The organism is Bacillus sp. LSHTCR4 (assembly GCF_057197025.1).
In genome coordinates this window covers 1-21,825 of the sequence record NZ_JBXUNO010000002.1, presented here as the reverse complement: position 1 = coordinate 21,825, position 21,825 = coordinate 1, and the positions used below count along the sequence as shown (strand labels likewise).

15 protein-coding genes and 16 tRNA genes are annotated in these 21,825 nt (G+C 37.8%); 5 read left to right on the top strand and 26 right to left on the bottom strand.

The window, feature by feature from the left end; all coding sequences use genetic code 11:
* Positions 1–36: 36 nt before the first annotated feature.
* Positions 37–237, bottom strand: coding sequence for a cold-shock protein CspD (cspD, locus tag AC2CGR_RS13695; protein WP_001193054.1), 201 nt, complete (start codon positions 235–237; stop codon positions 37–39).
* Between the two features lie 391 nt (positions 238–628).
* Between cspD and AC2CGR_RS13690 the strand changes: the two genes are divergently transcribed.
* The gene (locus AC2CGR_RS13690) at positions 629–1,411 is read left to right on the top strand and encodes a TIGR00266 family protein (protein ID WP_001201255.1); all 783 of its coding nucleotides are present in this window, start codon (positions 629–631) and stop codon (positions 1,409–1,411) included.
* A 172-nt stretch (positions 1,412–1,583) separates the two neighbouring features.
* Here AC2CGR_RS13690 and AC2CGR_RS13685 read toward each other — a convergent pair whose 3' ends face one another.
* Complete coding sequence (locus AC2CGR_RS13685) at positions 1,584–2,357, bottom strand: MerR family transcriptional regulator (protein ID WP_131100954.1); 774 nt, start codon at positions 2,355–2,357, stop codon at positions 1,584–1,586.
* A 140-nt stretch (positions 2,358–2,497) separates the two neighbouring features.
* On the opposite strand from AC2CGR_RS13685, the gene AC2CGR_RS13680 reads away from it, so the two are divergent.
* Both AC2CGR_RS13680 and AC2CGR_RS13675 read left to right on the top strand, forming a co-directional pair.
* Positions 2,498–3,220: a lipase family protein gene (locus tag AC2CGR_RS13680; RefSeq protein ID WP_001260122.1), complete on the top strand. Its 723-nt coding sequence runs from the start codon at positions 2,498–2,500 to the stop codon at positions 3,218–3,220.
* A 76-nt stretch (positions 3,221–3,296) separates the two neighbouring features.
* Positions 3,297–3,431 (top strand): hypothetical protein, encoded by a 135-nt coding sequence (locus AC2CGR_RS13675; protein ID WP_000911071.1) that lies wholly within the window; start codon positions 3,297–3,299, stop codon positions 3,429–3,431.
* A 285-nt stretch (positions 3,432–3,716) separates the two neighbouring features.
* Here AC2CGR_RS13675 and glgP read toward each other — a convergent pair whose 3' ends face one another.
* The 5 genes from glgP to glgB form a co-directional block, all read right to left on the bottom strand.
* Positions 3,717–6,125: a glycogen phosphorylase gene (gene glgP, locus AC2CGR_RS13670; protein ID WP_484480925.1), complete on the bottom strand. Its 2,409-nt coding sequence runs from the start codon at positions 6,123–6,125 to the stop codon at positions 3,717–3,719.
* A gap of 18 nt (positions 6,126–6,143) precedes the next feature.
* Positions 6,144–7,574, bottom strand: coding sequence for a glycogen synthase GlgA (glgA, locus tag AC2CGR_RS13665; protein WP_087966708.1), 1,431 nt, complete (start codon positions 7,572–7,574; stop codon positions 6,144–6,146).
* A 112-nt stretch (positions 7,575–7,686) separates the two neighbouring features.
* A complete protein-coding gene (gene glgD / locus AC2CGR_RS13660) occupies positions 7,687–8,721 on the bottom strand; it encodes a glucose-1-phosphate adenylyltransferase subunit GlgD (RefSeq protein WP_000504140.1) in 1,035 nt (344 codons plus the stop codon).
* 18 nt (positions 8,722–8,739) lie between these two features.
* Positions 8,740–9,870 (bottom strand): glucose-1-phosphate adenylyltransferase, encoded by a 1,131-nt coding sequence (gene glgC / locus AC2CGR_RS13655; RefSeq protein WP_087966684.1) that lies wholly within the window; start codon positions 9,868–9,870, stop codon positions 8,740–8,742.
* Positions 9,818–11,755: a 1,4-alpha-glucan branching protein GlgB gene (glgB, locus tag AC2CGR_RS13650; protein WP_087966686.1), complete on the bottom strand. Its 1,938-nt coding sequence runs from the start codon at positions 11,753–11,755 to the stop codon at positions 9,818–9,820. Before glgB ends, glgC begins: the two co-directional genes overlap by 53 nt.
* A gap of 469 nt (positions 11,756–12,224) precedes the next feature.
* Here glgB and AC2CGR_RS13645 point away from each other — a divergent pair, with 469 nt between their 5' ends.
* Both AC2CGR_RS13645 and AC2CGR_RS13640 read left to right on the top strand, forming a co-directional pair.
* On the top strand, positions 12,225–12,839 hold the full coding sequence (locus AC2CGR_RS13645; RefSeq protein WP_087966689.1) for a CalY family protein: 615 nt from the start codon (positions 12,225–12,227) through the stop codon (positions 12,837–12,839).
* A gap of 175 nt (positions 12,840–13,014) precedes the next feature.
* A complete protein-coding gene (locus tag AC2CGR_RS13640) occupies positions 13,015–17,238 on the top strand; it encodes a S8 family serine peptidase (RefSeq protein WP_484480924.1) in 4,224 nt (1,407 codons plus the stop codon).
* Positions 17,239–17,409: 171 nt separating this feature from the next.
* On the opposite strand, the gene AC2CGR_RS13635 is transcribed toward AC2CGR_RS13640, so the two are convergent.
* From AC2CGR_RS13635 to AC2CGR_RS13545, 19 genes are all read right to left on the bottom strand, one after another.
* Positions 17,410–18,354: an L-lactate dehydrogenase gene (locus tag AC2CGR_RS13635; RefSeq protein ID WP_000715339.1), complete on the bottom strand. Its 945-nt coding sequence runs from the start codon at positions 18,352–18,354 to the stop codon at positions 17,410–17,412.
* 463 nt (positions 18,355–18,817) lie between these two features.
* A complete protein-coding gene (locus AC2CGR_RS13630) occupies positions 18,818–19,798 on the bottom strand; it encodes an anti sigma factor C-terminal domain-containing protein (protein WP_484480923.1) in 981 nt (326 codons plus the stop codon).
* Positions 19,785–20,279 carry an RNA polymerase sigma factor gene (locus AC2CGR_RS13625; RefSeq protein ID WP_484480922.1) on the bottom strand — a complete coding sequence of 165 codons (495 nt, stop codon included), beginning with the start codon at positions 20,277–20,279 and terminating at the stop codon, positions 19,785–19,787. Before AC2CGR_RS13625 ends, AC2CGR_RS13630 begins: the two co-directional genes overlap by 14 nt.
* Before the next feature lie 135 nt (positions 20,280–20,414).
* Positions 20,415–20,486: transfer RNA gene (locus tag AC2CGR_RS13620), tRNA-Glu, on the bottom strand.
* 5 nt (positions 20,487–20,491) lie between these two features.
* Positions 20,492–20,582, bottom strand: a tRNA-Ser gene (locus tag AC2CGR_RS13615).
* Positions 20,583–20,589: 7 nt separating this feature from the next.
* Positions 20,590–20,664 (bottom strand) — tRNA-Asn (locus AC2CGR_RS13610).
* A gap of 7 nt (positions 20,665–20,671) precedes the next feature.
* Positions 20,672–20,748: transfer RNA gene (locus AC2CGR_RS13605), tRNA-Ile, on the bottom strand.
* A gap of 9 nt (positions 20,749–20,757) precedes the next feature.
* Positions 20,758–20,828: transfer RNA gene (locus AC2CGR_RS13600), tRNA-Gly, on the bottom strand.
* A 13-nt stretch (positions 20,829–20,841) separates the two neighbouring features.
* Positions 20,842–20,917, bottom strand: a tRNA-Lys gene (locus tag AC2CGR_RS13595).
* Between the two features lie 10 nt (positions 20,918–20,927).
* Positions 20,928–21,003: transfer RNA gene (locus tag AC2CGR_RS13590), tRNA-Thr, on the bottom strand.
* Positions 21,004–21,017: 14 nt separating this feature from the next.
* Positions 21,018–21,093, bottom strand: a tRNA-Phe gene (locus AC2CGR_RS13585).
* Positions 21,094–21,105: 12 nt separating this feature from the next.
* Positions 21,106–21,181: transfer RNA gene (locus AC2CGR_RS13580), tRNA-Asp, on the bottom strand.
* Between the two features lie 3 nt (positions 21,182–21,184).
* Positions 21,185–21,261: transfer RNA gene (locus AC2CGR_RS13575), tRNA-Met, on the bottom strand.
* Positions 21,262–21,288: 27 nt separating this feature from the next.
* Positions 21,289–21,381, bottom strand: a tRNA-Ser gene (locus AC2CGR_RS13570).
* A 17-nt stretch (positions 21,382–21,398) separates the two neighbouring features.
* Positions 21,399–21,475: transfer RNA gene (locus AC2CGR_RS13565), tRNA-Ile, on the bottom strand.
* A 4-nt stretch (positions 21,476–21,479) separates the two neighbouring features.
* A tRNA-Met gene (locus tag AC2CGR_RS13560) sits at positions 21,480–21,556 on the bottom strand.
* A 20-nt stretch (positions 21,557–21,576) separates the two neighbouring features.
* Positions 21,577–21,649 (bottom strand) — tRNA-Ala (locus AC2CGR_RS13555).
* Positions 21,650–21,664: 15 nt separating this feature from the next.
* A tRNA-Pro gene (locus tag AC2CGR_RS13550) sits at positions 21,665–21,738 on the bottom strand.
* Positions 21,739–21,748: 10 nt separating this feature from the next.
* A tRNA-Arg gene (locus tag AC2CGR_RS13545) sits at positions 21,749–21,822 on the bottom strand.
* Positions 21,823–21,825 lie beyond the last annotated feature (3 nt).

The following is a 21,825-nucleotide window of genomic DNA, read 5'->3' as shown; positions in this document are numbered from 1 at the left end:
ATTCCGAAAATCGGAATGCTTTTTATCGCTAGCTAATTAGTTTTTTGTAACGTTAGCAGCTTGTGGTCCACGGTTACCTTCAACGATTTCGAAAGAAACTTCTTGACCTTCTTCTAAAGTTTTGAATCCGTCACCTTGGATAGCTGAGAAGTGAACGAATACATCGTCTCCACCTTCAACTTCGATGAAACCGAAACCTTTTTCGCTGTTGAACCATTTAACTTTACCTGTTTGCATGTCATGTACCTCCTAAATAAAAATGAAACTATGAATCCACATGAAAAGGTGGATATAAAGGACATGAATGTATAACAAGCTTACAGCCTTTAATTCAACGTGCTTTATTTCCGTACCACATTATGTAGCTCAATAGTGACTTCACTATATCACGCTATATCAAAAACGTCAAATGAGAACACTTTCATTCCATTATTTTTTTATAATTTTAATATAATGTTGAATTTCCATATTCATATTTTATCTCGCTATTTGCAGACTGCTCGATTGGTGGGATCTGACAACCAATTTTGGGTGCTCACACTTTATTTGAAAATTAACAAAACTAAAGTATTCTAATCTTATTAAATTCTGTACAATATAAGTATCTATTACATACGAGGTGAAAAAAATGAGAGCACACGAAATCGAGTATAAATTATACGGCGATGATATGCAGTTTGTTGAAATTGAGTTAGATCCAGAAGAAAGCGTTATCGCAGAAGCTGGCGCAATGATGATGATGGAAGATTACATCGAAATGGAAACAATCTTCGGTGATGGTTCTGGCCCATCTGGAGGTTTATTCGGAAAATTAATGGGCGCTGGTAAGCGTCTCGTTACAGGCGAAAGCATGTTTATGACTGTATTTACAAATACAGGTCACGGCAAGCGTCACGTATCCTTTGCTGCTCCTTATCCGGGTAAAATTATTCCTGTAGATTTAACAGAATATCAAGGAAAAGTAGTTTGTCAAAAAGATGCATTTCTTTGTGCCGCAAAAGGCGTTTCTATCGGAATCGAGTTTACGAAAAAGATCGGAACTGGTTTCTTCGGCGGTGAAGGTTTCATCATGCAGAAACTCGAAGGTGATGGACTTGCTTTCATGCATGCAGGCGGAACTGTATATAAACGTGAATTAAAACATGGCGAAAAGCTTCGTATCGATACAGGCTGTCTCGTTGCCATGACAAAAGACATTAACTACGATGTCGAGTTCGTTGGAAAGGTAAAAACAGCTCTATTTGGCGGCGAAGGTTTATTCTTCGCAACGTTAGAAGGTCCTGGAACAGTTTGGATTCAGTCCTTAACACTTAGCCGCTTAGCAGCACGCCTGACAAGCCCAGCAGCACAAAGCACTGGTGAAGGCAGCGTTTTAGGTGGACTTGGTCGTTTATTAGATGGGAAAGAGTAAAAAGGGCCCTTATAGGGCTCTTTTTATTTTGGTGGACTATATAAAGTGAAACTTTAATCAGTGGGGGTTTTCTTCATCCCCCACTGATTATTAGTTGAACCAATCGGGCTTTTATGGGCAGTTGATCCCCCACCTAACTTCTTTGCTTTCGCTGAATTTTGAGGTGGGGGTCTTACTGCCCATTAAAGCGGGATAAACCATTTCGAATCATATAATACTCCATCGCTTCATTAAGCCACGCCTCTTCTTCTTCCGTATAAGGAGATGGCATCATATTATTATATTGTTCTTCTGCATTCTCTAATTTACCTAGAGCATACATTGTCTCTTCACCAACATACTTAAAAGTCGCCTTCATATGTTCATCAACCAATTTTTGCACTTCTGAATCCTCAATTTGTCTTCCAAATAACCTTTTCACTTCTTTTGCTAAACGCACAAACTCTTTATCAAGCGCTATACCCTCTTCTTCCGGCTTATTATATAATCCATCAACCAACTCTTTTGATACATATCCTTCAAGCCATAAACGTTGTTCTTTTTCTTCTTGAATGCTGTTAATTAGACTCATTAATATGTCACTATCCAGCTCTTCATCTTCCTCAAGACATACCATTGTTCGTTCAAGTGCCTTTATCGAAACTTCAATTTGTTTTCTTTTTTCTTCAAAGGCTTTTCTTTGTTGCTCCAATGTTTCTTTTAAATTTACATTCAAACTTGGCATTTTCAGCATGACGCTTATTTCTTCTAAACTATATCCTAATACTTTAAGGCTCACTATTTTCTGTAGCTCTAATATATCTTTTCCTTTGTACACACGGTGACCAGAGCTAACATTCTTTTCAGGTTTAAGTAATCCAATTTCATCGTAATATTGGAGCGTTCGTATCGTTGTACCCGTTCTCCTTGAAAACTCACCAATTGAATAGCCTTCTCTTTTGCTCATCTTACACTCCTCCTAACAGTCTGTTTACAAAAATCATACTCCCTCACGTAACTGTAGGTTCAAGCTTTTTTTCTAAAAGAATGAATCAAGTCCCTCACTGCATATATTGAACTATACCTTTTCTTAAGGAGGCTCCCTTAATGCGTACTCCTTTATCCTTTGATAAAGATACTGCCATACTGTTAGCTTCTTGTTGTGAGTTAACGTATGAACAATATAAACAAAATGGGATTTTTGAAATACCAGATGGTTTTCAATATGTACAAGGCTTTCAAGGAAAAACCATTCAAACGACAGAATGGTTCGGATTCATACTAGAATCTGAGGATACCGTTATTGTAGCTTTTCGCGGAACACAAACGGATACAGACTGGATTATCGATTCACTCGTTAACCAAAAACCATACCCATATGCTTTAAATAGTGGAAATGTCCATAACGGCTTTCTTTCCATTTATGAGTCTTGCCGAGATTCTATTATGGATATGCTCGTATCATTACCAGCCCATAAGAAACTTCTTGCAACAGGTCATAGTTTAGGCGGCGCGCTCGCTACACTACATATACTCGATGCGCGTATAAACACTGCCTTCGCACAGTACGGTCTGTATACATTTGCCTCCCCAAAAGTGGGAGATATTGCATTTCGTAATTATTATAAACTCCAAGTAGCTAGTAGCTTTCGTTTCGTCAACTTATTTGATGTCGTTCCACTTCTTCCTCCTCGAAACATAAATTTCAATGACCAAGACTGGGAATATGCACACGTTCATCACAACATGACTTTTACAAAAAACACAAAATCGATTGCAAATAATCATGCCATGACAACATACAAAACATGTCTGACTTCTCATTTTTAACCAGTAAACAATTGGAAATTAAATATCCTTATACTATAATAATATATGAAGTTACTTTTGGATGAGGGGACCTTACATGCTAAAATTTATCTTTGCACTTTTTCTCATTGTAATTTTTACGTTTACAGGTTTCTTTACATTTTCATACTTTGCGACAGGAGAATATGATGGAACAGGTATCATATATACTGTGATCCCATTTCTTTCTTAAGCAAAAAGAAAACCGAGCTTAATGAGTTTAAGCTCGGTTTATTTATTAGTGTCAATTTTTTTCGGTAAATCGATATATCTTAAAAATCGCCGATATAAAGTGAGACTTTAATCAGTGGGGGTTTTCTTCATCATCCACTGATTATTAGCCCACACCAATCGGACGTTTACGAACAGCCCGACTCCCACCTAACTTCTTTGCTCCAACTGAATTTTGAGGTGGGAGTTTTACTGGCCGTTAACGCGGGATAAATTTCATATAGTCTTTCTCGGCCTAGCAATCTCTTTAAATCTGCGTAACTGTATTACCAATACCCCAAATCTCATTACTATACTGTAAAATCGTTCGATCGCTCGCAAAATGACCAGATTGTGCAATATTTAAAATCGACATTTCCAACCACTTCGTTCGGTTTTCATAAGCTCTACCAACAGCTTCTTGCTTTTCCGCATATGGGCTAAAATCTCGCAGAACAAAATATTCATCATTTTGAATAACGAGAGAATCGTAAATTGCTTCAAATTCAGCTCCAGACTGTGCAAAGAAACCATTCGTTAACTGGTCTACTACCTTTTTAATGTGCCCATTGTGGTGATAATAATCACTTGCACGATATCCACCATTTTGATAGTAATGAAGAACCTCTTCGGCCGTTAAGCCGAAAATGAAACAGTTATCATCACCGACTCTATCTTTTATTTCAATATTCGCTCCGTCTAACGTGCCGAGTGTAATCGCACCATTCATCATAAATTTCATATTACCTGTTCCTGATGCTTCTTTACTCGCAGTTGAAATTTGTTCACTGACATCGGCCGCTGGGAATATATCTTCCGCTACAGACACTCGATAGTTTTCTAGAAAGATAACTTTCATATATTGGCTTACGTAAGGATCATTATTCACTTTCCTTGCGAGTTCATTAATTAATTTAATAATTTTTTTCGCATAGTAATAGCCAGGTGAGGCTTTCGCTCCAAAGATAAACGTACGCGGATAAAATGTAAAACTAGCATCCTCTTTCAAACGGTTATACAAATATAGAATATGAAGAACATTTAATAATTGTCGCTTGTAAGCATGCAGTCTTTTTACTTGCACATCAAAAATAGAATTAGGATCAATTGTAATCCCCATTGTATTATGAATACGCTCCGCTAAAATCTCTTTACGCTCTTGTTTTACCTCCGCAAATTTCTCTTGGAAACTCGCATCGTATTGAACTAATTGTAGCTCTTGAAGCTTAATCGGTTCTTTCTTCCACTCTGTTCCAATCGCCTCTGAAATAAGGTTCGTCAGCTGCGGATTCGCCTTCATTAACCAGCGTCTATGAGCGATTCCATTCGTCTTATTATTAAACTTATCTGGATAAAACTCATAAAATAATCGCATTTCACGCTGCTTTAAAATTTCCGTATGAATTTTTGCTACACCGTTTACGCTATGGCTACCGACAATTGCTAAATGAGCCATTTTCACAAGATCATGCGCAATAATCGCCATCTCTTCAATGCGATGCCATTCATATGGATAACGTTCCCAAAGCTCATGACAGAAACGTTCATTAATCTCTTCAATAATCATATAAATTCTCGGTAATAACGGTTTAAAAATGTGAATTGGCCATTTCTCAAGTGCTTCTGATAACGTCGTATGATTCGTATAAGAAATCGTTTGCGTTGTTATGTGCCAAGCTTCTTCCCATGCTAGTTTTTCTTCATCTAATAAAATACGCATCAGTTCTGGAATCGCCAAAACTGGATGTGTATCATTAATATGAATCGCAATTTTCTCATGTAATTGACGAAGGTCACCATATCTTTCTCTATGCATACGAACGATATTTTGCAAACTTGCTGATACGAGGAAATACTGTTGTTTCAAACGAAGTATTTTCCCCTCATCATGCGTATCATCTGGATATAAAAACTCCGATACCGCCTCTGTTTCACGCTTATATTTCAAAATATCTTTGCAATTTTGCGGGAAAGGAACTGGTTCCGCATTCCAAAGTCTAAGTGTATTTACAGTACTCGTCTCATAACCTACTACTGGAACGTCATATGGTACTGCCATAATTACTTCTGCATTTGTATGCCTAAATTCTAAACGTCCATCAATGTAGAGCGGTTCAACATTGCCGAAATAACTTACTTCTACAGCTTGATCGTGTCTTCTTACTTCCCATACGTTTTCATGAAGAAGCCACTGTTCTGGAAATTCAACTTGATAACCATCAACAATTTTTTGATCAAATAAGCCGTGTTTGTAACGAATTCCACATCCATGACCTGGTAAATCTAAAGATGCAAGTGAATCGAGGAAACAGGCTGCTAATCGTCCAAGTCCACCATTTCCAAGACCTGCATCTGCTTCCACCTCTTCTAATTCTTGCAACGAAATCCCAAGCTCAGAGAGTCCTTGCTCACATACATCCCTGATGCCTAAATTTAATATGTTACTTCCAAGCAAACGCCCAAGTAAAAACTCAATGGATAAGTAATACATTTGCTTTCGCTCTCCAGACCGATAGCTTTCATTCGTTGCAATCCATTGACTATTCATATACTCACGTACCATGTACCCAAGCGTATTGTATTGATCACGAGTTGTAGAGTCTTTGAAACTTTTACCATACATCGTCTCTAACTTTTCTAAAAAAGCTGATTTGAAACTTTCAACATGAGTAAACATTTCTTCACCACCTACATGTTATTCCATGAGACTTTTATACAATTTCTTATAAGCAAGAGCTGATTTCTCCCAGCTATAATCTTCAGTCATCGCTTGTTTTACAAGCTGCTCCCATACCGGTTTATCATGATAAAATTCAATTGCACGACGAACCGTGTGCAACATGTCATGTGCATTAAAGTTCGTGAAACTGAAACCATTTCCTTCTCCAGTTTCTTCGTCATAAGATTGTACCGTATCATTTAATCCGCCTGTTTCCCTTACAATTGGAATCGTACCGTACGCTAATGCGATAAGTTGTCCAAGTCCACACGGTTCAAACAGTGATGGCATTAAGAATAAATCACTTCCCGCATATACTTGGTGAGCTAATTCTTCATTAAAGCCAATATACACTTTTACCTTCTCAGGATACTCATATGCCATCCACTCAAAGAATTGTTCATATTCCGAATCACCTGACCCTAAAATAATACATTGTACATCTTCTTCCATTATTTCTCGGAATACAGTACGTACTAAATCAAGACCTTTTTGCTTCGTTAATCTCGTTACCATTGAAATAATTGGTGTATCTTCTTTTTCTGGCAAACCAAAATAACGCTGCAACGCGCGTTTATTTTCATTCTTTTCATATAATGAATCCGCATCGTACTGAGCAGTAATATACGAATCCGTTTCTGGATTGTACACGCTCGTATCAATTCCATTTACAATGCCGCTAAGCTTACCCTTATATTTTCGCAGTAATCCATCTAACTTCTCACCGAAAAACTCATATTGAATTTCTTCTTTATATGTCGGGCTAACCGCTGTAATTTGATCAGAAGCGATAATACCGCCCTTCATAAAGTTCACATTTCCATAAAACTCTAACTGCTCACTATGAAAATATTCATCACCAAGTTCTAACAAGTCGTACATCACTTCAGGAGGAAATACACCTTGGAACTGCAAGTTATGAATCGTATATACTGTTTTAATGTGCTCATATAATGGATTATCTTGATACTTTTCACGCAGTAAGAAATTGACCATAGCTGTATGCCAATCATGGCTATGAAGAACATCCACTTCAAAATCAAGATGCGGGATACACTCTAATACTGCTTTCGAGAAATAAGAAAAACGCTCTCCGTCATCATAATGGCCATACAGAGAATCCCTCTTAAAATAATATTCATTATCTATTAAGTAATACGTAATCCCGTCTTGCTCACCTTTTAAAATTCCGCAATATTGATTTCTCCAGCCAAGCGGGACGTTAATTACTTTATGTAACGTACATCCATCCCTTAATTTTTGCGGAATAAGACTATAATTCGGGAGTATAATGCGAACTTCCACACCTAATTTTTTTAGCTCTTTTGGGAGCGCACCTGCTACATCAGCTAATCCTCCCGATTTAACAAATGGTACACATTCTGATACTGCAAATAAAATATTCACTTGTTGTCCCACTGCACGAAAAGCTTATACTACTTCCCTTGCAGCTTCCTCCCTTCGAGTTTTCATTTAAATTAAAACTTTAATCAGTGGAGGAAAAACCCCCACTGATTTCTTAAGAATAACTATTAATCGTACTGTTTTGAACGCTTCCTTTTTCTACAACGTATGGCTCATCGGCGGTTCCTTTTAAAACAACACCGTCACCAATTTTCACATCTTTATCAATAATAACACCGTCTATTATACAGTTATCTCCAATTTGGCTCTTTTGCATAATAATGCTATTACGAACAATTGAACCTTTTCCAATTTTAACAGAACGGGAGACAACACTATTTTCTACTTCACCTTCGATAATACTGCCGTTTGCAATCATTGTATTTTTCACAGCTGCACCCTTTAGGTAACGAGTTGGTGGTTCATCTTTTACTTTCGTAAAGATTGGTGCTTCTTTCTTAAATAGTTGCTTCCAAATAGCAGGTTGCAAAATTTCTAAGCTATGTTTATAGTAACTTTCAATCGAATCAATAATAGCTACATATCCTGTATGCTCATACGTAGCAATATGTAGTGATTTTCCGCGCTTTTCTCTCACTACATCGAATAAGCTATATTGCTCCACATCCTTATATGACTCAAATAAATCTAACAATAATTGTTTCTTTAACACGTATGTTTGAAGCGAAACCCCTTCATGGCAAACTTCCGTAATATCAGCTGCCGTATGTATATGTCGCTCTAACACCGCTTGAAAATTTAATGCTGTTACAAGATGGCTATTCGTAATAACAACGTATTCTTCTCTAGCTCTTAGAAAATAATCAATATGTCTTCTAAAATGTGCAAAAGATCCAAATTCATCTTGGTCACATTGGCAGTTTGGTGGGAATAAAAACAATCCGTCTCTTTTTCTATCTAAATCCCACTGTTTACCTGAACCAACGTGGTCCATTAGCGAACGGTTTTTATGGCTTGTAAAAACTGCCACACTATGAATATTAGAATTCACCATATTTGAAAGCATGAAATCAATGAGTCGATAACGGCCCCCAAACGGTAACGCCGCTAGTGAACGATGCCCTGTTACTTTCTTTAAGGAAGGAAAACTTCCCGTTGCATTAATAATTCCTAACATTTTTTCTCCCATTCATTTCATCCCCCTTTTCTATTTCCCTTCAGCAATGAGTACTACATCGTCAACATTTTTTTCTGGACGAATGATTGTTCCATCTTCAATAACCATTTCCGATCCAACGATTGCTCTTTCAATCACAACATTTTTGCCAATCTTCGCTCCTGGCATAACGACAGAATCAATAACCATACTACCTTCTTCCACCGTCACTCCTTGGAATAATACAGAATGCTTCACGTCCCCTTCAATGACGCATCCTTCGTTAATAAGTGATTCTTCTACTTTTGCCTTTTCAGCAATATATTGAGGCGGTTCGTTTGGATTAACAGAATAAATACGCCAATTACGATCATTTAAATTCAGTGATGTTTCATCGCGAAGTAAATCCATATTCGCTTCCCATAAGCTCTTCACCGTTCCAACATCTTTCCAATATCCTTCAAACGGATACGCCATTAGCTTCTTCCCTTCATCTAATAAAAGCGGCAGTACATCTTTTCCGAAATCATTACTAGATTCAGGGTTTCTTGCATCCATTTCTAAATACTCTTTCAAAATTGTCCAGTTAAAAATATAAATTCCCATTGATGCAAGATTGCTTCTTGGAAATTGCGGTTTCTCTTCAAATTCAACAATCTCCATCTCTTCGTTCGTATTCATAATACCAAAGCGACTCGCCTCATCCCAAGGCACTTCAATAACAGAAATCGAAACGTCCGCTTCTTTATCAATATGATAATCTAGCATTTTACTGTAATCCATTTTATAAATATGGTCGCCTGATAAAATGAGAACATACTCTGGTTCATATTGACTCAAATAGTTTAAGTTTTGATAAATGGCACTTGCCGTACCTGTATACCACTTCACACCTGAAGACTCCGCATAAGGAGGTAATACTGTGACTCCACCGCTTACTCGGTCTAAATCCCACGCATTGCCGATTCCGATATAATTATGAAGTTCTAGCGGTTGATATTGCGTTAAAATCCCAACCGTTTCAATACCAGAATTCGCGCAGTTACTTAGCGTAAAATCAATAATTCGATATTTACCACCAAATGGAACAGCTGGCTTGGCTAAATTTTTTGTTAATGCACTTAATCGACTACCTTTTCCCCCTGCTAGTAACATTGCTACGCACTTTTGTTTTTGAGCCATCTTGTTTTTTGCTCCCCTTTCTCGTCTTCACTGGTCGTAATATGGATACGCCAAATGGTGGAATTGTAATTTCTACATGTGCCGCTTGATTATGATACGGTTCTTGAATCGCCTTAAGACGTTTCTTATTCACTTGCCCTGATCCGCCATATTGCTCAGCATCACTGTTTAAAATCTCGTTATAATACTCGAAATCTGGTACACCTACTTTATAGTTTTCATATGTAGCTTTCGTAAAATTACATACGACAACTAACGCATCTTCTTGTTTATCCCCTTGGCGGATAAAAGAGAAAATACTTTGCTCATTATTATTAGCATCAATCCACTGAAATCCTTCAGGCGAATGGTCAAGCTGCCAAAGTGGTTTAGAGCGCTTATACAATGCTATGAGCTCTTTAAAGTAATCATGCATATAACGATGCATTTCAAAATCATGTAAATTCCAATCTAAATCTTCAAGGTCTTTCCACTCATCAAACTGCCCGAATTCTCCTCCCATGAAAAGTAATTTCTTTCCTGGGTGAGTAAAGAAATATCCATATAATAAACGAAGTTGAGCAAACTTATCCCAGTAGTCTCCTGGCATTTTATTTAATAACGACTTTTTCCCATGAACGACTTCATCATGAGAAAGCGGTAATATGAAATTTTCAGAGTAAGCATATAGTAAAGAGAACGTCATTTTCTCATGAATATATTTTCTGTACTCTGGCGCACACTCCATATATTTCAGCACGTCATTCATCCAGCCCATATTCCATTTGTAATTGAATCCAAGCCCACCTTCATACGTTGGAGCTGTTACAAGTGGCCAAGCTGTTGAATCCTCTGCTGTCATAAGAAAGTCTTCATCCTCTGCAAACACCGCTTCATTTAACTCCCGTAAAAATGAAACAGCGTGCTCATTACTTTGCTCTTGTCCGTCTTTATTCCAGTACAGCATGTTCGCAACTGCATCCACCCTGAAACCATCAATATGGAAGTATCTCATCCAAAATAAAGCATTTGAAATTAAGAAATTACGTACTTCCCTCTTTCCTAAATCAAAGTTGACAGTTCCCCATACTGGATTTTCTTGCACATCTTTATCTTTATATTCATAAGTCGGTGTCCCATCAAACAAATATAAACCGTGAGCATCTTTACAAAAATGCCCCGGCACCCAATCTAAAATGACACCGATTCCATATTTATGACATTCATCGACAAAATGCATCAAATCATGTGGCGTGCCGAATCTACTCGTTGCTGCATAATATCCCGTCCCTTGGTATCCCCAAGAACGATCATATGGATGCTCAACAAGCGGCATAATTTCAATATGTGTAAATTGGTGTTCCACCACATAAGGAATGAGTTCTTCTGCCATTTCCCTGTAAGAATACAGTGTTCCATCTTCTTTCTTTTTCCAAGAACCGAAATGTAATTCATAAACTGTCATCGCTTCTTTATAAACCGATTTTTTCTTTTTCTTACGGCTCCAGTTTTTATCATTCCATTCGTATCCCTTTATATCAAAAACTACAGATGCCGTATTCGGTCTTACTTCTGCATACACAGCATACGGATCTGCCTTAAGAATGACATCACCAGCCATCGTTTCAATCGCATACTTATATATTTCTCTTTCTTCAATATGCGGTATAAATAGGGACCAAATTCCCTCTTCTGTCACTTGCAGCATCTTATGTTGCTTATAATCCCATTCATTAAAATCTCCAACAACACTCATTGCTTTCGCATGAGGAGCCCATACTGTAAATCGTACACCTCGCATCTCATCTTCCGTCACAATATGTGCGCCAAAGATGTTATAACTGTCATAGTACTTTTCTGTATGAAACTCATCTCGTTTCACTTCTTCACAATTTATTACACTCAATATGCTCACCTCACTAAGATGACAGAATTTTTTATACTTTACCAATTCTGCGAAAAACTGAAATATCCTTGTTAATTTATAAAAAATATACGTTTTTTTCTTAAAAATGTTGAATTTTTTTCATATTTCTATATAAAATATCGAATTTTGACGAATATTCATTGAAAACGCTTCATTTTTCACTAGTCTTTTATCTTACTATTTATTTCTCAACCTCTATTTTATTAGCTTCATCCTCTTTTTCATCCTATTTTCCACTTGAAATCGTAACAAAATAATCTGTCATAAAAAAATGTTTCTCAACATTTTTCGTCACAATTGTATTGAAATGGAAAATTTATACGCATATACTTGTTCTCAATAAAGAACGTCAACTTTTCGTAACTACAATTCATAGCGGACTACTATGTTTACTTACTTATCCTTGTTACGAACAGTCGCTATAAAAATTTAATTAGGGGGCTTTCTTATGTCATTAAAACAAAAGGTTGGAATGGGAGTTGTCACAGCAACGCTTGGCTTATCCCTTACATTCGGCGGTGTATTCGCCTACTTCAGTGATTCAGAAACATCTAGTAACTCATTTCAAGCTGGAACACTAGACCTTTCTATTAATCCAAGTGTAATTGTTGATGTGAAAGATTTAAAACCAGGTGACTTTATTGAAAAAAATTTCACGCTTGAAAATAAAGGGTCATTGGATATTGCAAAAGTAGCGCTCGAAACATCCTATGAAGTTACAGATGCAAAGCAAAATAATGATGGTGAAGATTTAGGCGATCACATCATCGTCAAATTTTTAGTGAATGATGGAAAGCCATCTAATCCAAACGATGATCATGAAATTTTATGGGAAACAAAACTATCAGAATTAAAAACTATGAAACCTGAAGATGTAGCTACTTCTCTAGAACGTCATAACTTAATAGACGGCATCCCATCTGGTGAAACAGATTACTTACATGTGCTCTTCTCCTTTGAAGACAACGAGCAAGATCAAAACAAATTTCAAGGTGATTCCTTACAGCTAAACTGGACATTCCATGCAGAGCAAACACCAGGCACAGATAAAGTGAAACTTTAATCAGTGAGGGTTTTCTTCATCCCCCACTGATTATTAGTTGAACCAATCGGACTTTTATGGGCAGCCCGCCCCCCACCTAACTTCTTTGCTTTCGCTGAATTTTGAGGTGGGGGTCTTACTGCCCATTAAAGTCGGAGAAATAATTTTTAAAATATAAATTATCGGAGGCTTATACATGAAAAAGAAAAATCGTTTTGTTACCGGAATTGTAACGGCTGGCGTTCTGTTTTCAACTGCCCTTCCGTTCAATGTACTTGCTGAAAATCCTATTAACCAAATTGACTCTTCAAACGCCCAGTCTTTACTATCAAAACTTTCTAAAGAACAGCGTCAGGCATTACAAACATTAGATGCCAATCCTGGCTTTACGATTTCGCCAGATATTAATACGAGTAGTTCCGAACCAGTAAATATCATTGTAGAATTTCAAACTGCGCCAGTAAAAATTAATGAATTAAAACAAAAAGAAAAAGGGTTACAAGCTGCTCCTGAAAATATAAAAGCACGTATTGATCAAGAACATGAGGAATTTCAAAAAGGACTAAAACGTCTTTATCAATTCAGCCCATCAGTAAAGTCAGGGAATTTCCAGTCAGTACAAATTAAACGTTCTTATAAACATGCCATAAATGGGGTTGCACTGACATTACCTGCAAATACAGTGGAAGAATTGTTACGGATTGGCGTTGTAAAACGTATTTGGAAAGATTACGAAGTGAAATTAAATTTACCAAAACAAGCGGAGCAAAAAGCACCTCAAAAACTAACCGATAGTATTCCACAAATTGGGGTCGATAAGTTACATAGTGAAGGCATTACCGGAAAAGGAATTAAAGTTGGTGTATTAGATACAGGTATTGATTACAATCACCCTGACTTAAAAGATGTGTATAAGGGCTATCGCGCAAAACCTGGCGAGGACTCTAGTAAGGTAGATCCAAACTCTGTAAAAGGGTGGGACTTTATTAATAACGATGCGGATCCGATGGAAACAACTTATAAAGAGTGGCAACAATCTGGTGCTCCTGAATTTGATAATCGTGGTTCTTCCTTCTACACAGCCCACGGTACTCACGTAGCAGGTATCGTTTCTGCTCAAAAGAAAAATACATCAGATTCCGCAGTAAAAGGCGTTGCACCTGAAATTGAACTGTATAACTATCGTGTGCTCGGTCCTTATGGAAGTGGAGATAGTTCTGGTATTATTGCCGCAATTGATAAGTCTATTTCTGACGGTATGAATGTTATCAATTTATCCTTAGGTGATGATAGCAACAATCCGCTTGATCCTACGTCTATCGCTGTCAACAATGCAATGCTTTCCGGTGTTGTTACAGTCGTTGCTGCTGGCAACTCTGGTCCAAATCCAGCGACACTCGGATCACCAGGTGCTTCTCCATTTGCGATTACGGTTGGAGCAAGTGATAGCTCTATTTCCTTACCGAAACTATCAGGTCATGCTGGACAATTACAATTTCCTAACCTAATTTTATTCGGAAAAAACTTCACTGATAAAATGGAGGATTTCAAAGGACAATCTCTCCCTATTGAATCTGTAGGAATCGGTACGCCTGACGAATTTAGTAAAAAGGATGTAAAAGGAAAAATCGCTCTCGTTGCACGTGGTACACTGTCATTTGACGAAAAAATTGCTAACGCAAAACAAGCTGGTGCAAAAGCCGTTATTATTTATAACAATGTGGACGGAGAAATTCCTTTCTACGTTGGCGAAAGCACAAAATACATTCCAGCATTCCGCCTAACGAAAGAAGACGGTGAAAAACTAAAAGCTCAAATCGAACAAGGTAATACATCCTTTGCCTTTGACGAACTTAGTTATATTCAAACAGAAGGCGATCATCTTGCAGACTTTAGCTCACGCGGTCCTGTTACATCAAATGATGATATTAAACCAGATATTACAGCGCCTGGTGTTGCTGTACTTTCAACAGTACCTGAATATATTAATGACCCACAAGAGGGCGAAAACTATGACGTTTCCTATGAGCGTATGCAAGGAACATCTATGGCTTCTCCTCATATCGCGGGCGTTGCTGCTCTTATTTTACAAGAACACCCAGAATACTCTCCATTCGATGTAAAGGCGTCTCTTATGAACACAGCTGATGATTTAAAAGAAAAGTATTCCGTATATGAAGTTGGAGCTGGACGAGTAGATGCATACAACGCCGTTCATACGGAAACAAGTTTTAAAGTGCTAGATACAACAAAAACAGTTGTAAATGATGAAGTAATTGAAGTACCAGAAGAAACCGGATCCATTGCATTCGGGAAGTTCTATCAAAAAGACGGTGAAGCTCTTGAACAAAAACGAAATATAAAAGTGGAAAACCATAATAAACAAGAGAAAAAAGAATTTAAAACAGAAATTTCTTATACACCGGCATCTTCTTCTATTAACGATGCTACCGCGAACGGTGTAAAAATTTCTGTTCCAGAAACAATTGCTCTTGATGCTGGCAAAGCAGATGAAATTGAAGCAAAAATTAATGTTCCAGCCGGCGTGAAGCAAGGCCGATACGAAGGATATATTCATATTACAAATACGAAAAATAAAGAAGAAACGTATCAAATACCATTCTCTATTCGTGTATCAGAACCTGGTATTGAAAATGCACTTTTATCAAGAAAAGCCATTTCAACTGATACATCTAAATTCAATCCATATCGTGAATCGTATTTACACGGAGCATTCCAATTAAATAGCGACCTTGAGACGTTAGATCTTATCGTGAAGGATTCAAAAACAAATAAAGCGCTTGGCTTCATTGGAACATTAAACACAAGCGGACTAAAAACGGATGTGTATTACTACTTAGATTCATTCTTTAACGGCAGAGTGTATCCTTTTACAAATGATCCCGCAAAACCAATTGGTGATGAGAAAGTCGACTTACCAGAAGGCGATTACACAATTGAGTTTGTTGGCTATGATAAAGCTCGAAAAGCACGTGTGAAAGGTGATTATGTCGTAATTGATAATACACCGCCGGAAGTGAAATTAACTGGATTAAAACCTGGTATTTATGAATTAAATGAAGAAAACTATACAGTAGAAGACGGTAAAAAGGCATTATGGATTAAAGGAAATGTGTATGATTCTAATGTGGATTACTTAAAAGGAAAAGGATTAAACATTACGCAAGAAGCAAACGGAGTTATGTATTATGACTATTCTCCATACTTGCATAAATTTTTACCTATTAATGCAAATGGTGACTTTAAAGTTGGCATTACTCCTGAATCCTTTAAAGTGGAAGGTCCAATGAACACAGGCGTATATATTTTCGATTATGCAACTGCAGGACCTGACTATCCAAGCGGTGTAAATAACTATTGGTTTATCCCGCAAGGAGCTCAATATGCAAAGGCTAGTTACGATAAAAAAGAATTATATAAAGGTGACGAGTTCACAGTAACCCTAAATGCGAAACACGTAAAACAATTTGTTGCTGGAGAATTTAACGTGAAATTCCTAGAAAAGAACTTCAAATTTGCAAATGCGAAATTCAATCCTGCTTTTGAAAAACTCCTTTCTGAAAAAGGGGTAGCAGCAAAGGTAAATGAACCAAAGCTAGAAGCAGGCTCTGTTACAGTTGGTGGGGCTATCGATGACAAAAACTTCGCTGGATTAGATGGTGATTTCCCGTTCATTGATGTAACGTTCAAAGTAGAAAACGATGAGTTTTATGAGGCAAATGCTCAATTAGAGTCACCAGTGTTTGTATACTGGAAACCAGGAGAAACAGAGCCAAATAGAATGCGTGTCCTTCAAGGTCAATCATTCTCAGTAATGTCCTTAAACTCATTAGTAGAAGGTAATATTAAACCTGGTGCATTCTTAAATGAACGTGGATATTTAGATGAAAAGTTCGATTATACAAAGCTTGGCGTAAAAGTATATGCGACTGATTCTTACCGTCATAAGTTTGAAGGCTCACTAGATAAATACGGATACTTCAAACTAAATGGACTTCCTGTTAATAAACGCGACTACAACTTATATGTAGAAGTACCAGGGCATTTAACAAGCCGCCTAACAACGAAATTAGGTACTGAAAAAGATGGTAAACTGCTCGGCCAATATTATTATGCACGCCTTGATGAAAACCTTGCAGGTGATGTAAATGGCGATAAAGTAATTGATATAAAAGATGCTGAAATAATCGCTAGCAACTATGGTAAAAAAGGACTATCTGTGAAAGACGGCGACCTTAACAAAGATGGTATTGTCGACGAAAAAGATATTCGCTTCGTTGAAAAGAACTTCTTGAAAAAAGGCCCGGATGCATCTAAATCACAAACACCTGTTGAAAAATCTAAAAGTGGTACACTGGCAGATATTTTAAAGAAATTAGGATTAACGCCTAAAAAATAATAATAAAGAGCACGCTACTTAAAGTAGAGTGCTCTTTTCTATAAACGACCCTGATCCAGCAAAAGGGGTATATTGGGGATATACAAGGGAAACCGGAAAAGGAATTTATATTAAATTATATGAATTCAGAGGTAGGAAGCAGTGTCCCGCCCCTGAATGATTTAGCAATTATTATAGTACTGGTGCCATTGTTTCTTTTAATACTTTTACAGAATGAGCGAATTTCGCTTTTTCTTCTTCATTTAACTCAAGCTCTACGATTTCACGTACACCTTCGCGGTTAATTACAGCTGGAACACCTACGTAAGCATCTTTCTCACCGTATTGGCCTTCAAGGTATGCAGATACAGTTAATACGCTGTTCTCGTTGTTTAAGATTGCTTTAGTTACACGAAGTAGTGACATACCGATTCCGTAGTAAGTTGCACCTTTACGCTCGATGATATGGTAAGCTGCATCACGTACATTTTCGAAGATTTTATCTAAGTCTTCTTGTTTGTACTGTTCGTTGTTAGCTAAGATTGTTTCTAGTTTTTGTACACCGATAGTAGCGTGACTCCATACTGGAAGTTCAGTATCACCATGTTCACCAACGATGTAAGCATGGACGTTACGTGGATCTACATCTAAGTAGTCACCTAACATGTAACGGAAACGAGCAGAGTCTAAAGTAGTACCAGAACCAATTACGCGCTCTTTTGGTAAACCAGATTCTTTCCAAGTTACGTAAGTTAAAATGTCAACTGGGTTAGTTGCGATTAAGAAGATTCCATCGAATCCGCTATCCATAATACCGCGAACGATTTGTTTAAAGATCTTTGTATTTTTCTCAACTAAGTCTAAACGAGTTTCACCTGGCTTTTGTGGTAATCCAGCAGTGATAACTACTAAATCTGCATCTTTACAATCTGCATAGCTACCGCTCCAAACTTTTGTTGGTGATGGAGAGAATGGTACCGCATGGCTTAAGTCCATTGCTTCCCCTTCTGCTTTTGCTTCATTAACATCTACTAATACGAATTCTTCAGCTACACCTTGGTTGATCATAGAGTAAGCGTAACTACAACCTACAGCTCCTGTTCCTACTAATACTACACGATTGATACCTTTTTTCATGGTAATTTCCCCTCTCTATTGTTCACATCTATTTTTTTATGATTGTTTAAGTAATTAATTAAAATACTAATTTAATGTTGTTTAACTTCTTTACACTCATATTGTAGCACGTATCATTGTGAATTACTTCACAAATTATGACCTATTTGTGAACTTTTTCACATAAAGTGTAAAGTTATTGGAATCGGTGTGGAATCCATTTCAATGGAGGCGTTTTCTTTAGATTGTGAAAGGGTTTTTCTTATGTTTTTGTTGGTAAGTGAAATTATATCGATGATTATTAGAATATATCGATCGTAACTCAAAATATATCAGCGATTATTGAAATTTATCGACCGTAACTCAAATTATATCGGCGATTTTTGCAATATATCGACTTACCGACAAAACTCGACAATAATGACAACATAAAAAAGCTGTCTCCGGTAGATTACCTCTACTTAGAGACAGCTTCTTCTATATATTATTTATTTTCCGCGGTAGCTCCTAACACAGCAGCCTTTACGTAATTTTGATCATTTAACTTCTGTAAATCCGCAGCGGTTCCTGTTACAACTACTCCAATAACTTTTACATCTTCCTCGCTTGGCTTTGTTTTCTTCCCTCTTAGGTAATCATATATACGTTTATATTCCTCATAATACTTTCCCTTTTGCTCAATGCCATTTTGAATTGCTAAAAGAAAATCTTTTTCTGTTCCATTTCCAAATTCAATATCACCTTGTTTTGCTTTAAAGCCGTACACATTATAAGCACTTTCGGTCATATCATTAATAGAATATGATTTTTTATCATCATACGTATCTACCCAATACCAAACAGGATGAATCCCTTCTGGCAGCATCTTTTTTATTTCAGACACCTTATGTGGTTTATCAAAAGATATAGCCAATTCAGCTACTTTATTTTCACCCTTCACTTTCTCTATATCATTTATATAACTATTATATGAAGCAAATGGAAGATAAAACTGCATCTCTCTTTCCATCGTTTGATTATTATACAATTCACTTGTTTTATTAATACGTTCATTTCCCACTACAACATTATCTGCTATTGTTAATGGGTTTACATTCGATAATCGGCGGAATGTATTCCAAACTTTATACTCATACACTTCATCTTCCCACTTAACAGGTTTCCCCTCAATAACTTTATACGTTTTATACTCTACTGTGCTTTTAAATAAACCGTTAGAAGTAATTGCTACGCCTCTTTCCGTATTAGGCCTTGTAATGTGTCTTATCATATTTACGTCACGATCCATGTTCATATAAGACTTATTATTTAAATATGAAATACTTATAAGAGAACCAATAAATAAAATACTAAATAAAATACTTGAAATGACTACCATCTTAAAGAGTTGTTTTCTTTTTGCTTTCTTTAATATATTCGATACTTTACTCGATTCTATATCAAAATCAAACTCATCTCTGCCCATCTTCAAACCTCCCATACAGCTTTTTAAACTCATTCCGAGCCCTATATAAAGAAACACGTACTGTCTCTTCTTTCATCTCTAATACGGTTGCTATTTCCTTATATGAGAGTTCATAGTCATACTTTAATAAAAGAATATGTTTATATACTGGATTCATCTTTCCAAGTATGCTTTGTATTTCTACTTGAAGCTCTTTCCTTAAAAGCGGTTCATCTAATCCTTTTGATCCGATTAATTGAACAGATTCAATTGGAATTTCTTCAATACGCTTTTGCCTTCTTGCTACATCACGATGCCTATTAATCGCAACTTGAAATAACCATGTTTTTATATACTTAATTTTCATATTCGGTATAGATACTAACGCTTTATGTATCGTATCTTGAACGATATCCTCTGCTTCTGCTGGTGTTACTCCAATTTTAAGCAAATATCTATAAATACTTTTAGATGTTTCTATAATAACCATTTCATACTCCATCGCTCTCTCCTTTCTATTAGTTAGACGATTGAAATAGAAAAAAGTATACAAAAAAACCATAAAAAAAGCAGACTATCCAAAGTCCACTTTTACACAACAAAAAAGAGATAGCAAATTATGCTATCTCTTTTAGTATGACCCGTACGGGATTCGAACCCGTGTTACCGCCGTGAAAGGGCGGTGTCTTAACCACTTGACCAACGGGCCAGTTCTGGCAGAGAAGAAGGGATTCGAACCCTCGCACCGCGTTCGCGATCTACTCCCTTAGCAGGGGAGCCCCTTGAGCCACTTGGGTACTTCTCTATAAATATGGCTCCGCAGGTAGGACTCGAACCTACGACCGATCGGTTAACAGCCGATAGCTCTACCACTGAGCTACTGCGGAACAATTATGGTGGGCCTAAATGGACTCGAACCATCGACCTCACGCTTATCAGGCGTGCGCTCTAACCAGCTGAGCTATAGGCCCATAATTGAAAGCGGGTGAAGAGAATCGAACTCTCGACCAGAGCTTGGAAGGCTCTTGTTTTACCACTAAACTACACCCGCATTAAATTGTAAATGGTGAGCCATGAAGGACTCGAACCTTCGACCCTCTGATTAAAAGTCAGATGCTCTACCAACTGAGCTAATGGCTCATTTTGAAAGTGGTGCCGACTAGAGGACTTGAACCCCCAACCTACTGATTACAAGTCAGTTGCTCTACCAATTGAGCTAAGTCGGCATGCGATTTCAAAATGGTGGCTCGGGACGGAATCGAACCGCCGACACGAGGATTTTCAGTCCTCTGCTCTACCGACTGAGCTACCGAGCCTTTATGTAAAAATGGCGGTCCCGACCGGGGTCGAACCGGCGATCTCCTGCGTGACAGGCAGGCATGTTAACCACTACACCACGGGACCATTTGGTTGCGGGGACAGGATTTGAACCTGCGACCTTCGGGTTATGAGCCCGACGAGCTACCGTGCTGCTCCACCCCGCGATGATAAAATATTTAATTTAGAAAAAATGGAGGAGGTAGAGGGATTCGAACCCCCGCGCGACTCTCGCCGCCTGTCGGTTTTCAAGACCGATCCCTTCAGCCGAACTTGGGTATACCTCCGAGATAGAAACGTCTAATGGTGGACCTTGTAGGACTCGAACCTACGACCGGACGGTTATGAGCCGTCTGCTCTAACCAGCTGAGCTAAAGGTCCTTTATGGTAGCGGCGGAGGGGATCGAACCCCCGACCTCACGGGTATGAACCGTACGCTCTAGCCAGCTGAGCTACACCGCCATAAATGATATTAAGATAAGTGGAGCCTAGCGGGATCGAACCGCTGACCTCCTGCGTGCAAGGCAGGCGCTCTCCCAGCTGAGCTAAGGCCCCATGTTTTTGGGAATATCGGGAAGACAGGATTTGAACCTGCGACCCCCTGGTCCCAAACCAGGTGCTCTACCAAGCTGAGCCACTTCCCGTTAATAAAAGCGCGCCCGAGAGGAGTCGAACCCCTAACCTCTTGATCCGTAGTCAAACGCTCTATCCAATTGAGCTACGGGCGCATA